At 68.4% G+C, this 13,231-nt stretch carries 12 protein-coding genes; 4 read left to right on the top strand and 8 right to left on the bottom strand.

Features of this window, described 5'->3' with window-relative positions; translation table 11 throughout:
• Positions 1 to 13 precede the first annotated feature (13 nt).
• Genes H7965_RS06685 through hisN form a run of 3 tightly spaced genes read right to left on the bottom strand, consistent with a single transcriptional unit; the run spans position 14 to position 3,807 of the window.
• A complete protein-coding gene (locus H7965_RS06685) occupies positions 14 to 1,123 on the bottom strand; it encodes a microcin C ABC transporter permease YejB (protein WP_186769772.1) in 1,110 nt (369 codons plus the stop codon).
• On the bottom strand, positions 1,123 to 2,967 hold the full coding sequence (locus tag H7965_RS06680) for an extracellular solute-binding protein (protein ID WP_186769771.1): 1,845 nt from the start codon (positions 2,965 to 2,967) through the stop codon (positions 1,123 to 1,125). The genes H7965_RS06685 and H7965_RS06680 overlap by 1 nt, the downstream gene beginning before the upstream one ends.
• A 42-nt stretch (positions 2,968 to 3,009) precedes the next feature.
• Positions 3,010 to 3,807: a histidinol-phosphatase gene (gene hisN / locus H7965_RS06675; RefSeq protein ID WP_229682487.1), complete on the bottom strand. Its 798-nt coding sequence runs from the start codon at positions 3,805 to 3,807 to the stop codon at positions 3,010 to 3,012.
• Between the two features lie 128 nt (positions 3,808 to 3,935).
• On the opposite strand from hisN, the gene H7965_RS06670 reads away from it, so the two are divergent.
• Positions 3,936 to 4,784: a prephenate dehydratase gene (locus H7965_RS06670; protein ID WP_186769770.1), complete on the top strand. Its 849-nt coding sequence runs from the start codon at positions 3,936 to 3,938 to the stop codon at positions 4,782 to 4,784.
• A 15-nt stretch (positions 4,785 to 4,799) separates the two neighbouring features.
• Here H7965_RS06670 and H7965_RS06665 read toward each other — a convergent pair whose 3' ends face one another.
• The 5 genes from H7965_RS06665 to H7965_RS06645 form a co-directional block, all read right to left on the bottom strand.
• On the bottom strand, positions 4,800 to 5,927 hold the full coding sequence (locus tag H7965_RS06665) for a hypothetical protein (RefSeq protein ID WP_186769769.1): 1,128 nt from the start codon (positions 5,925 to 5,927) through the stop codon (positions 4,800 to 4,802).
• 180 nt (positions 5,928 to 6,107) lie between these two features.
• Positions 6,108 to 6,329 (bottom strand): hypothetical protein, encoded by a 222-nt coding sequence (locus H7965_RS06660; protein WP_186769768.1) that lies wholly within the window; start codon positions 6,327 to 6,329, stop codon positions 6,108 to 6,110.
• Between the two features lie 302 nt (positions 6,330 to 6,631).
• The gene (locus H7965_RS06655; protein WP_229682488.1) at positions 6,632 to 7,048 is read right to left on the bottom strand and encodes a DUF2237 family protein; all 417 of its coding nucleotides are present in this window, start codon (positions 7,046 to 7,048) and stop codon (positions 6,632 to 6,634) included.
• Positions 7,048 to 8,643: a phosphoenolpyruvate carboxykinase gene (locus H7965_RS06650; protein ID WP_186769767.1), complete on the bottom strand. Its 1,596-nt coding sequence runs from the start codon at positions 8,641 to 8,643 to the stop codon at positions 7,048 to 7,050. Before H7965_RS06650 ends, H7965_RS06655 begins: the two co-directional genes overlap by 1 nt.
• Positions 8,644 to 8,786: 143 nt before the next feature.
• Entirely contained in the window at positions 8,787 to 9,524 is a 738-nt protein-coding gene (locus H7965_RS06645; protein ID WP_229682489.1) for a HugZ family pyridoxamine 5'-phosphate oxidase, read from the bottom strand.
• 108 nt (positions 9,525 to 9,632) lie between these two features.
• On the opposite strand from H7965_RS06645, the gene H7965_RS06640 reads away from it, so the two are divergent.
• From H7965_RS06640 to H7965_RS06630, 3 genes are all read left to right on the top strand, one after another.
• Positions 9,633 to 10,334 carry a response regulator transcription factor gene (locus tag H7965_RS06640; RefSeq protein ID WP_186769766.1) on the top strand — a complete coding sequence of 234 codons (702 nt, stop codon included), beginning with the start codon at positions 9,633 to 9,635 and terminating at the stop codon, positions 10,332 to 10,334.
• An 89-nt stretch (positions 10,335 to 10,423) separates the two neighbouring features.
• Positions 10,424 to 12,124, top strand: coding sequence for a sensor histidine kinase (locus H7965_RS06635; RefSeq protein ID WP_186769765.1), 1,701 nt, complete (start codon positions 10,424 to 10,426; stop codon positions 12,122 to 12,124).
• A 165-nt stretch (positions 12,125 to 12,289) separates the two neighbouring features.
• A complete protein-coding gene (locus H7965_RS06630) occupies positions 12,290 to 13,222 on the top strand; it encodes a hydroxyacid dehydrogenase (RefSeq protein ID WP_186769764.1) in 933 nt (310 codons plus the stop codon).
• Positions 13,223 to 13,231 lie beyond the last annotated feature (9 nt).

Below are 13,231 nucleotides of genomic sequence, written 5' to 3'. Positions count from 1 at the left end.
CGTGGCCGGCGCCTCATCGCCGCGCCTCGAAGTCGATGCGGGGGTCGACCAGCGTATAGGCGAAATCGCCGATGATCTGCATCACCAGCCCCAGCAGGGTGAAGATGTAGAGCGTGCCGAACATCACCGGATAGTCGCGCCGGATCGCCGCCTCGAACCCCAGCAGGCCGAGCCCGTCGAGCGAGAAGATGATCTCCACCAGCAGCGCCCCGGTGAAGAGGATGCCGATGAAGGCGGCCGGGAAGCCGGCGATGATCAGCAGCATGGCGTTGCGGAAGACATGGCCGTAGAGCACCCGCTGCTCGCCCGCGCCCTTGGCCCGGGCGGTGACCACATACTGCTTGTGGATCTCCTCCATGAAGGAGTTCTTGGTCAGCATGGTCAGCCCGGCGAAGCCGCCGATCACCAATGCCAGGGTCGGCAGCACCATGTGCCAGGCGTAGTCCAGCGCCCGTTCCCAGAAGGATGCCGCCTCCATCCCGGGCGAGAGCAATCCGCGCAGCGGGAAGATCTGCAGGAAGCTGCCGCCGGCGAAGAGCACCACCAGCAGGATGGCGAAGAGGAAGCCCGGGATCGCATAGCCCACCAGCACCGCGGCCGAGGTCGCGACGTCGAAGCGGCTGCCATCCCGCACCGCCTTGCGGATGCCGAGCGGGATGGAGACGAGATAGATGATCAGCGTGGACCAAAGGCCGAGCGAGACCGAGACCGGCATCTTTTCCAGGATCAGATCAACCACCGGCTTGTCGCGGAACAGGCTGCGGCCAAGGTCGAAGCGGACATAGCCGGCAAGCATGTCGCCCAGCCTGGTCTGCCAGGGCTTGTCGAAGCCGAAGGCCTTCTCGATTTCGGCGACGATGGCGGGGTCGAGGCCCTGGGCACCACGGTAGCGGCTGCCCTCGCCGCTGCCGCCGGTGTTCTCGCCGCGCTGCGGCGTGCGTGTCTCGCCCTGCCCCTCGCCCGAGATCCGGCCGAGGGTGCTGCCGGCGCTGCCCTTCAGCTCGGCGATCATCTGCTCCACCGGGCCGCCGGGGGCGAATTGCACGACCGCGAAATTGATCAGGATGATGCCGAGCAGGGTCGGCACCACCAGCAGCAGACGGCGAAGAAGATAGGCGCCCACTATTGCGGCTGGCGCGCTTCGCGCTTGCCCTGCTCCACTACACTCTCGCGCCCGCCCTCGATCCACCAGGAATCGAGCGCGAGGGCGTAACGCGGATTGCGCGGCGGGCGGCCGAACTTATCCCAGTAGGCGACGCGGAAGGTGCGGCTGTGCCATTGCGGGATCATGTAGTCGTGCCACAGCAGCACCCGGTCCAGCGCCCTTGTGCGGGCAACCAGTTGCTGGCGGTCCGGCGCGCTGATCACCAGCTCGACCAGCTCGTCGATCACCGGGTCGCAGATGCCGGAGATGTTGCGGCTGCCCTGCTTATGCGCCTCGGCGCAGCTCCAGTAGTCGCGCTGCTCATTGCCGGGCGAGAGGGACTGGCCGGCGCCGCCCACCGTCATGTCGTAGTCGAAGGCGTCGATCCGCACCTCGTACTGCGCCGGATCCACCGTGCGCACCCGCGGCTCCATGCCCAGGCGTTGCAGCACCTGCACATAGGGCAGCGCCACGCGCTCGAAGCTCGGCCCCTGCAGCAGGATCTCGAAGGCGAAGCCCTCGCCCTTCGCGTTCACCAGCTTGCGGTCGCGCACCATCCAGCCGGCCTCGCGCAGCAGCGCGAGCGCCCGGCGCAGCCCTTCCCGGTTGTTGCCGGAGCCATCGGTGACGGGCAGCTTGTAGGGCTCGGTGAAGAGCCGGTCCGGCACCTTGCCGCGGTAGCGCTCAAGGATCGCCAGCTCCTCGCCTTGCGGCAGGCCGGAGGAGGCAAGCTCGGAGTTGGAAAAGTAGGATTCGGTGCGCGCGTAGCTGCCGTAGAACAGGTTGGCGTTCATCCATTCGAAGTCGAAGACCTCGATCAGCGCCCGGCGCACGCGGGCGTCCTGGAACAGCGGCCGGCGCAGGTTCATGGCGAAGGCCTGCATGCCGGTCGGCAGCTCGTGGCCGATCTCGTCGCGCTTCACCAGGCCGCGGCGCACTGCGGGGAAGTCATAGGCGGTGGCCCAGTCCTTGGCGATGTTCTCGGTGCGGAAGTCGATCTGCCCAGCCTTGAAGGCTTCCAGCGCCACGGTGCTGTCGCGGAAATACTCGTAGCGCATGGTGTCGAAATTGGCGGTCCCCCTGGCGGTGGGCAGGTCGCGCGCCCAGTAATTCTCGACCCGCCGGTAGACCAGGCTGCGCCCCGGCTCGAAGCGCTCCAGCCGATAGGGGCCGGAGCCGAGCGGCGCGTCCAGCAAGGGCCGGGTGAAGTCCCGCCCCTCCCACCAATGCTTCGGCAGCACCCGCAACTGGCCGAGGATCAACGCCAGTTCGCGGTTCTCGTTGGATTTGAAGCGGAAGGTGACGCGCCGCGGGCCCTCCGCCGACACCTCCGTCACATCGCCCCAGTAGGAGCGGTAATTCGGCCGCCCCTGCTCGCGCAGGGTGTTGAAGGTCCAGGCCACATCCTCGGCGGTGACCGGCTTGCCGTCGTGCCAGCGCGCCTGCTCGCGCAGATCGAAACTCACACCCATCCGGTCGGCCGGCAGCTCGATGGCGCCGGCCAGGTGGCAGTATTCCGAGCTTGCCTCGTCTGCGCTTTCCTTCAGCAGCGTGTCGTAGATATTGCCGATGCCGACGGCGGCGGTGCCGCGCAGGATGAAGGGGTTGAAGCTGTCGAAGCTGCCGAGCGCGGTCAGCACCACCTCGCCACCCTTGGGGGCATTCGGATTCACCCAGGGCCAGTGCGGGAAATCCGCAGGCAGCGCCGGCTCGCCCAGCAGCGAGAGTGCATGGGTGCGCGTCACCGCCGGCTGGGCCGCGGCGGGGCGGGCCAGCAGGGCGGGCAGGGCGAGGCCAGAGGCCAGCAGGTCGCGGCGTTTCATGCGCGGAGGATGGGGGTTCGGTCCGGTCCGGACAACCATGGCCTAACCTTGCAACAGCCGGACGGCCTCCGGCAGCAGCGCCGGATCGCCCACCGCCAGCACCCTTCCGTCGCTCTCCAGGGTCAGGGGCTCGCCGTCCCAACTGGTCACCCGGCCGCCGGCGCCCTCGACCACCGGCACCAGCGCCGCCCAGTCCCAGGGCTTCATGGTGGATTCCGCCACCACATCGACGAGGCCGAGGGCGAGCAGCCCATAGGAATAACAATCGCCGCCCCAGGTCACCCGGCGCGCGGCGGCGCGCAGCCGCTCGAAGCCCGGGCGGTCGGCAGGGGAGAATATGTCGGGGCTGGTGCAGGACAGCTCCGCCTCGGCCAGGCGGGCGCAGGGCCGGCAGCCAGCGGCGCCGCCGAGCGGCGAGCGGAAGCGGGTCGGCTGCCCGGCGACGCCGAGCCAACGCTCCCCCAGCGCCGGCTGGTCAATCAGCCCGAGGATCGGGCGGCCGTTGCGCAGCAGGGCGATCAGCGTGCCGAACAGCGGCCTGCCGGTGACGAAGGCGCGGGTGCCGTCGATCGGGTCGAGCACCCAGAGGTATTCCGCCGCCGCCCGCTCCGGCCCGTATTCCTCGCCCCAGAGGCCGTGGTCGGGGAAACGTTCCTGCAGCAGGGCGCGGATCGCCTGCTCGGCACCGCGATCAGCCTCGGTCACCGGGCTGGCATCGCCCTTGGCCTCGACCAGCAGCCGGCTGCGGAACAGCGGTCGGATCACCGCCCCGGCGACGTCCGCCGCCGCCTCGGCCGCGGCGATGAAATCCGGCATTGTGTCCCGCAGCGGCGTGGCCATGCCTGCGGCAATCCTTTCGCGGTTTGCGGACACGCGCTCTCGTGACTAGAAGCGCGCGCACCCTAGTGCCGCCCCCGCATTGCAGCAACCGCCCGCCGGCGGCAATGCGCCGGACGGCGGAGCCGCTCATGACCCGACTCATCGCCTTCCAGGGCCTGCCTGGCGCCTATTCCGACCTCGCCTGCCGGGCCGCCTATCCCGGCTGGGAGACCCTGCCCTGCCCGAGCTTCGAGGCCGCCATGGATGCGGTCCGCAGCGGCGAGGCGGGGCTGGCCATGCTGCCCTGCGAGAACTCCCTTGCCGGCCGGGTACCGGACATCCACCGGCTGCTGCCGGACAGCGGCCTCTCCGTCGTCGGCGAGCACTTCGAGCGGGTGGAGCACTGCCTGCTGGCGCCGAAGGGGGCCACCCTGGCGACGCTGAAGCGGGCGCACAGCCACCCGGTGGCGCTTGGTCAGGTCCGCCGCATCCTGAAGGAGCTGCATCTGGAGGCGGTGATCGAGGCCGACACCGCCGGCGCCGCGCACCTCATCGCCGAGCGCGGCGGGGTGGAGGATGCGGCCATCGCCAGCGCCCTGGCGGCGGAAATCTATGGGCTGGAGATCCTGCGGCGGAATGTCGAGGATGCCGCGCACAACACCACGCGGTTCTACGTCTGCGCGCCGGCCGCCGCGGCGCCGCCGCTCGGCACCCCGGATTGCGTGACCAGCTTCGTCTTCCGCGTCCGCAACATCCCGGCGGCGCTCTACAAGGCGCTGGGCGGCTTCGCCACGAACGGCGTGAACATGACGAAGCTGGAAAGCTACATGCTGGACGGTGAGTTCACCGCCACCCAATTCCTCGCCGACGTCGATGGCCATGCCGAGGAGCCGGCGCTGCGGCAGGCGCTGGAGGAGCTGGAATTCTTCTCGCGGGAAGTCCGGGTGCTGGGCACCTATCCGGCACACCCCTACCGGCGGGAGCACCGGGGCAGCTGAGCCGGACGGCGGAGGTCACTGATAGAGGCGGAGCTCCAGGAAATTGACGCTCCGCATCGATGCCTGCCCGAGCGGGCCGATGGCGGCGGGCGGCACCCCGGGAGGGAAGGCGCCGGGCGGGTAGGACACGAGCCAGACCCGTGGCCGCTGTGCCGCCACCACCGGCGCCATATCCCCCACCACCATGTCGTAGCCGGCGCGCGTGGCGAGCCACCGGGTCTCTGGCTCAAGCTCGAACCAGCCAATCAGCTTCGGACCCAGGAAATCATACACCTGCCGCCAGCGCACCGGCACCGCCGGTGCGACCCGCAGATGCCAAGCCGACTGCTCTGTGCCGAAGTAGCGCGCTACGCCCCAGAATATGGAACCCTGCGGCACATAGACCAGATCACCCGGCTGGCCCTCACGCGTGATGATCTCGGTGACAGCCCGGAAGCCGGTTGTCTGCGGCCGATGCAGAAGATACTGGGCCGAGAAGAGGCTTAAGACCAGCCCCAGCGCCACGGCGGCGGCCAGCCTGCGCTTGTCGGACAGGCGGGCAGTCAGGCAGGCCATGACCAGGACCAGGAAAGGGGTCATGATGGTACTGAAGATATTTAGCTTGAAGATCGGCATCCCAATGGCACCCAGCGCGGTCGCGACCACCAATGGCAGCACGAGGAACAGCAGCGTCGTCAGCCGCAACTGCCGATTTAGCAGCCCGCCCAGCACCACGCCCGCATAGAGGCCAACGGAAAGGGCGAGCAGAAGCGGGGAGTTTCCGCGCGGCATGATCAACCGGGTCATCCAGTCGAGAAGGTTGGCTAGTGCCCCATCCCCAGCCCCTAGATTCCCATCCCGGAGCAGCCCAACCGCGATCGGAGGTACCGCGGCCAGGGCAGAGGCGCCATAGATGACGAGCCAGCCCAGTAACCGCCGACGCGTCGCGCCGGTTTCGACAATCCGCACCAAAGCCTGGAGCCCCAGGAGCAGAATGGCGAGGAACCCCAGAGCATGTGAATGGATGACTGCAAGATTAAGCGCCCCTATAATAAGACCCTCGCGCAACAGCATAGCCGACCGGGCAAAGTACCTTTCGACGAAATAGTAATTCCAAATTATCAGGCAATACATCCATGAATATGGTCGCAGCTCTTGCGCCATCCAAACCACAGGTGCCGAAAGAGAAAAAAGCGCTCCAGCGAAATATCCAGTCCACTTGCCGTGCAATTTAGTGACAACGTAAAGCATACTAAGTATTGATATTATATTCCACAGTAAGGAATTGATCCTTAAAAAATAATCTTCGTCTCCGAATAAACTCCATATGCGCAGCTGCAGGAATTACAGAATCGGATGAATGTCGTGCCGGATGACCGCCGCCGGCAAGCGCCAGAACGGATTATCCGCATTAACAGTTGCTATGACTTCATCTTGCCAGAGGTCACGAAATAGGCCGGCATTCAAGCGGAATGCGAGCATGACGATTATGACAATGCCGAGCAGCACGCTCTCCAGTGTAACCTTGCGCAGATCCGCCCCCACAGGGCTAGCCAATTCTCGCATCCTAATCCCCTAACGCAGCCAGGCTGCCAGAATGCCGACACGCCGCATCCAGGGAGACTAATCCATGCTCAAATCGAATGAAAGATGTTCTTTATTCGCAAGAATAAATTGGTTTGATATTGTTATGCCATTGACATCGGTGCGGGGTTATCCCGCTGTTGCCGCGGCAGTTCTGTTCAAGCGGGCCAGGCCGGACGCCACCTCCCACAGCCACATCCCCCCCAATCCGTCCGGATTATCGCGGCCTCCGGATATTTGGAGGGCTGAGCGCTGCCCAGTCCATTCCCCTCCGCCTCCCTGACCTACCCCTCCGCATCCACTGCATGCACCCGCAGATCCTCCAGCCGGCAGACCTCCAGCGCGGCGATATGCGTCGCCTCCAGCAGCACCTTCGGCGCCAAGCCGGCCTGCCGCGCCTCCTCCCACCGGGCGGCGCAGAGGCACCAGCGGTCGCCGGGCCTCAGCCCGGCGAAGCCATAGGCCGGCAGCGGCGTGCTGAGATCATTGCCCCGGCTTTTCGAGAACGCCAGGAATTCGGCCGACATCTCGACGCAAACCACATGCAGCCCGAGGTCCTCGGACCCGGTATTGCAGCAGCCGTCCCGGAAGAATCCGGTCAGCGGCGCGACGGAACAGGGCAGTAGCAGTCCGCCGAGGACGTTGGTGGCCGGGGGGGTGCCCCGGCCGCCGCGTCCCGGCCCCATTCCGCCGTCGGGCATCAGGCGGCTGCCCGAATCGCCGCGGCCTTCACGTCATCCCCGACGGCGCCGGCGAAGCTCTCGAAATTCTTCTCGAACCGCGCCACCAGCTCCTTTGCCGTGCGGTCATAGGCGGCCTTGTCCGCCCAGGTCTCGCGCGGGTTCAGCACCTCGGCCGGGACGCCCGGCAGGGATTTCGGAATGGCGAGACCGAAGAACGGGTCCGTGACGTACTCGGCCTTGGCCAGCGACCCATCCAGCGCCGCGCGCAACAGGGCGCGGGTGTGCTGAATGCTCATCCGCTTGCCGGTGCCAAAGGCGCCGCCGGTCCAGCCGGTGTTCACCAGCCAGCAATCGGCGCCGTCGCGGGCGATGCGCTCGGCCAGCATGCGGCCGTAGACTTCCGGGTGGCGCGGCAGGAAGGGGGCGCCGAAGCAGGTGGAGAAGGTTGCCTGCGGCTCCCTGCCCAGCCCCTTCTCGGTGCCCGCGACCCGCGCAGTGTAGCCCGAGAGGAAGTGGTACATCGCCTGCGCCGGGGAGAGCTTGGCGATCGGCGGCAGCACGCCGAAGGCGTCGGCGGTCAGCATCACCACGTTCTTCGGCAGGCCGGCGACGCCGTCCGGCACGATGTTCGGGATGAACTCCAGCGGGTAGCAGGACCGGGTGTTCTCGGTCAGCGCCGCATCCTCCAGGTCGAGGTTGCCCAGCGGATCCGCCACCACATTCTCCAGCACGGCGCCGAAGCGGTGGCTGGCGTCCCAGATCTGCGGCTCGGCCTCGCGGCTCAGGCGGATGACCTTGGCGTAGCAGCCGCCCTCGAAGTTGAAGACGCCGGTCTGCGACCAGCCATGCTCGTCATCGCCGATAAGCTGCCGTTCCGGGTCGCTGGAAAGCGTGGTCTTGCCGGTGCCGGACAGGCCGAAGAACAGCGCGGTGTCGCCGGCCTTGCCACGGTTCGCACTGCAATGCATCGGCAGCACACCGCGTTCCGGCAGCAGCCAGTTCATGACGGTGAAGATCGATTTCTTGATCTCCCCGGCATAGGAGGTGCCGGCGATCAGGATGGTCTTCGCCGCGAAGGAGAGTGCGATGCAGGTGCTGCTGCGGCAGCCGTCGGCGACCGGGTCGGCCTCGTATTCCGGAGCGTGCAGGATGGTGAAGTCCGGCACGAAGCCATCCAGCTCGGCCCGCTCCGGGCGGATGAACATGTTGCGGGCGAACAGCGCGTGCCAGGCGTTGGTGGTCACCAGCCGGACCCGGATGCGGTGCGCCGGGTCGGCACCGGCGTAGAGGTCCTGGGTGAACAGCACCGGCCGGGCGCCGAGCCAGGCCTGGACCTTGGCGGAGAGGCCACGGAATTTCTCCGGCGCCATCGGCTGGTTGATCTTGCCCCACCAGATCTTGTCGTGCACCTCGGGATCGTCGACGACGAATTTATCCTGGACCGAGCGGCCGGTATGCACGCCGGTGACGGCGATGAAGGCGCCATCGGCGGACAGCCGGCCCTCGCCACGGCGCAGTGCGTGATCATAGAGGCTCGCAGCCGTGAGGTTGGCATGCACGGTACTGCTGGTCACGACACCAGTGCCGGCGAGGGCAGTTGTGGGCGCAGTCATCGGAAACTCCTCCGGCATCGGACAGGGACGGCAACCGCCGGTTGTGGCGGCACTGGTGTTCGGGACATCGTATCAGCGGTTTCGGCGGCCAAATTACGGCGCCACGCCGGGTGGGGTCAACGCGAGGCCTGGGCACGGCCCCGTCACCTGGCCTTGGCCTCCCGGTGCCCGGCCCGGGCAGCCCTGGTCGCGGCGACCAATTCGGCCCGGACCGCCTCGGGCGAGGCGGCCGGCGCGGCGAAGGGCAGCCGCAGCACCGCCTCCCCCGCCGCCAGATCGGCGCCATCCACATCGACCGCCACCATCCGCCATTCACCGGCGGCGGCGCCCAGAAGCCCGGTGGCGATCGCCGCCAGGGCATCCAAGTGGTCGGTGTTCACATGGGAGAGTATTCCGGCTTCGGCCACGGCAATGGCGGCGACCGCCGCCGGGTCGGGCAGCAGCTCGGCCAACGTCAGCCGGGTGGCGCGGGCGAAGCCGCCCACCAGCAGGGCCCCGCCGGGCGCCACTTGCCACAGGGTGAAATCGGCGAAATCGGCGTAAAGCGCGGCATAGGGGTGTTTCGCCAGCCAGCGCGGCTTCAGCGCCGGTACCTCCTCGGCCGGCACCGGGGTGGCGAGGCCGGTCAGGGTCACCCGCGGCGCGGTCTGCGGGTTGGCGCCTTCCGCCGGGCCGGTGAACATCAGGGCGCAGCGCGGCTCGGCGCGGAGCTGGCGGCTGTGTTCCGAGAGCGAGGAGAGCAGCAGCAGGGGCGTCAGATCCGGCGCTGCCGCCGGGGTCACCAGGCTGGCGAAGGGCTGGCCGCCCGCCTGGGTGGCCAGGGTGGCGACGGCGGCGGCACGGATCAGCCGGCGCGCCTCGAAACCCGGAGACTCCGTCACCCTCTTGCCCCCGCGCGGGTTCTGCCACAATCCGGCACCATATTCCGTGCATCATTCCGTGCATCTTGCAAGGCAGACGGGCTGCCGACCAGCCCCGGAGACCAGATCATGCCCGCCACGATTGCCCTGGTGGACGACGACCGCAACATCCTCACCTCGGTTTCCATGACCCTGGAGCAGGAAGGCTTCCAGGTCCGCACCTATACCGATGGCGAAAGCGCCCTGCAGGGTCTGCTGGCCCGGCCCGCCGACCTTGCCGTGCTCGACATCAAGATGCCACGCATGGACGGCATGGAACTGCTTCAACGGCTCCGGCAACGCAGCGCCATGCCGGTGGTTTTCCTCACCTCGAAGGATGAGGAGGTGGACGAGCTGATGGGGCTGCGGCTCGGTGCCGACGACTACATCACCAAGCCGTTCAGTCAGCGGCTGCTGCTGGAACGAATCCGCGCCCTGCTGCGGCGCAACGAGGCCAGCCGCGCCGAGGGCAGCGGCACCCCCGCCGGCGGCATCATCGTCCGCGGCGACCTGGTGCTGGACGAGACCAAGCATACCTGCGTTTGGAAGGGTCACGACATCCAGCTCACCGTCACCGAATTCCTGCTGGTGAAGGCGCTGGCCCTGCGGCCGGGCATGGTGAAGAACCGCGACCAGCTGATCGATGCCGCCTATGGCGAGAACATCTACGTGGACGACCGCACCATCGACAGCCATGTGAAACGGGTGCGCAAGAAATTCCGCCAGGCGGATGATGATTTCGCGCAGATCGAGACGCTCTACGGCATCGGCTATCGCTACAAGGAAAGCTGAGCGGCGCGGGGCGGGCCCCTTCCCGCCGCCGCGGCCCGGCACGTGACGTCCAGACAGGCTCGGCGCGGAGCGCCCAGACAGGATCTTCCATGCCCGATGTCGGCGTTCCGTCGGACCAGAAGCAATCCGCCGGCGGCCAGCAGCGCCGCCGCTGGGTCTCGCCGCTGCTGCGCCGGATCCTGCTGCTGAATGCCCTGCCGCCGGCGCTGTTGGCGGCGGCCATGCTCTACCTCGACCAGTACCAGAATGGGCTGCTCGCCGCCGAGGTGGAGGCAATGCGGACCCAGGCCCGGATCTACGCCGGCGCCATCGCCGAGGCCGCGACCCGGCTGCAGGACGACCGCGCCATGCTGGTGCCGGAGGCGGCGCGGCCGCTGCTGCGCCGGCTGGTCGACCCCTCCCCGAACACCCAGGCCAAGCTGTTCGACAACACCGGCCTGGTCGTCGCCGACAGCCGGGTGCGGGAAGGCGCCGGCGGCGCCGTGGTCACCCAGCCGCTGCCGCCGCCGGAGCCGCGCGGCGCCTTCTCGGCCAGCATCGGCCGTATCTACGACCAGGTGCTGACCCTGCTGCCGCGACCGCTGTTCGGCCAGGGCGATCGCGACAACGTCTTCGTCGACCAGAATCCGGACGCCCCCTCCTTCGATTGGCAGCCGGAGTTCAACCCCACCGGCGGCGCCGACCGACGGGAGGAATTGCGCCTGGCGCTGGAAGGCGGCGTACGCCCCTACATCCGCCGCACCGCGGATGGCAGGCTGCTGGTCTCGGTGGCCGAGCCGGCACGGCGCGGCAACCAGTCGGTCGGCATCGTCCTGCTGACCCGCGAGGCGCGGGAGGTGGACAAGCGGCTGTTCGAGATCCGCGCCAGCGTGCTCAGCATCTTCGGCATCTCCCTGGTGGTGACGGTGGCGCTGTCGATCTACCTGGCGCAGACCCTGGCCAACCCGATCATGCAGCTGGCCGGCGCCGCGGCGGCGATGCGCCAGGGCGAGGGGCGCGGCGGCAGCGTGCCGGCAGGCCTGCTGGCGCGGGCGGATGAGATCGGCATCCTGGCGCGCGACCTGCAATCGGCCGCCCGCGCGCTCTGGGCCCGGATCGACACCAACGAGCGCTTCGCCGCCGATGTGGCGCATGAGCTGCGCAACCCGCTCACCTCGGTTCGCAGCGCGATCGAGACCCTGCGCCGCGTCGAGAATCCGGAACAGCAGAAGCGCCTGCTGGCGATCATCGCCGAGGATGCGGTGCGGATGGACCGGCTGATCGCCGACATCTCCGACAGCTCGCGGGTCGATGCCGAGCTATCGCGCACCGTGGCGGTGCCGGTCGATGTGGCGCCGATCCTCTCCACCCTGGCCGAGCTGCACAACTCGACCCGCAATTCGGATGACGCCCCGACGGTGCAGCTGGAGGCCCCGGCCGAGGGGCTGGTGGTCCGCGGCGTCGAGGGCCGGCTGGTGCAGGTGCTGCGCAACCTGCTGGGCAACGCCATCTCCTTCAGCCCGGCCAAGGGCCGCGTCTGGGTTCGCGCCCGGCCAACCGGCGCCATGGTCGAGGTGGTGGTGGAGGACGAGGGCCCCGGCATTCCCGAGGCCAAGCTCGAGGGCATCTTCGAACGCTTCTATTCCGAGCGGCCGCATGGCGAGCAATTCGGGCAGCATTCCGGCCTTGGCCTGTCGATCTGCCGTCAGATCGTCGAGGGGCTGCGCGGCCGGATCAGCGCCGAGAACCGCCGCGACGCCGCCGGCAAGGTCACCGGGGCACGCTTCGTTGTGCGGCTGCCGGTTGCATGACGCGGCGCCGCGCCTCCTGCGGCGTGGCAAGGATTGATTTTCACCGCCCTCCGCTACCGAACGAAGTCCGGTTTCCTTTGTTGGTTCAAGTGCCCGTGCCCTAGGCTCGCCGGGTGGAGACTGCCGCGAAGGCAGCGACAACAGGGTATGCAGGGCGGACCGGTCATGGGCCAGATCGTCATCACCGAATTCATGGAAGCATCAGCCGTCGAGAAGCTGCGTGCCGCCTGGCCAACCCTGTACGATCCCGAGTTGTTCGACGCGCCCGACCGGCTGCGCACCGCGCTGGCCGAGGCACGCGCGCTGATCGTCCGCAACCGCACCATTGTGGATGCCGCGCTGCTGGACGCGGCACCGCGGCTGCGGGTGCTCGGGCGGCTCGGGGTCGGCGTCTACAACATCGATCTCGCCGCCTGCCGCGCCCGCGGCGTCGAGGTCGTCCCGGCCTCCGGCGCGAATGCCGCATCCGTTGCCGAATATGCCATCCTGGCCATCGGCATGCTGCTGCGCGGGGCCTTCCAGGACACGCTGGCGGTCGCCAGCGGCGAATGGCCGCGGGACCGGCTGAAGCGCGGCCGCGAGATGGCCGGCAAGACGCTTGGCATCCTCGGCCTCGGTGACATCGGCCGGCGCGTCGCCCGGCTGGCGCGGGCCTTCGACATGCAGATCATCGCGCATGACCCGGTGCTGCCGCTCGACCATTCCGGCTGGTCGGAGACCGCGACCGAGCAGGTGTCGCTGGATGAGCTCTTCACCCGCGCCGATGCGCTGACCCTGCATGTGCCGCTGGAACCGGCCACGCGGCACATCGTCTCCGCCGCGCGGCTGGCCCTGATGAAGCCCAATGCGGTGCTGGTGAACGCCTCGCGCGGCGGGGTGGTGGATGAGGCGGCGCTGGCCACGGCGCTCAGGGCGGGCCGGCTCGGCGGCGCCGCGCTTGATGTGTTCGAGGTGGAGCCGCTGCCGATCGACAGCCCGCTGGTCGGCGCGCCCGGGCTGGTGCTGACCCCGCACATCGCCGGCGCCACCATCGAGAGCAATGTGCGGATCTCCTCGCTGATCGCCGCCCGGGTCCAGGTCGCGCTGGCGATGTGCTGAGGCGACCGG

The organism is Siccirubricoccus deserti (assembly GCF_014283215.1).
Lineage (GTDB): Bacteria > Pseudomonadota > Alphaproteobacteria > Acetobacterales > Acetobacteraceae > Siccirubricoccus > Siccirubricoccus deserti.
The sequence above is the reverse complement of the archived record's forward strand: the minus strand, read 5'-3'. Positions and strand labels throughout refer to the sequence as shown.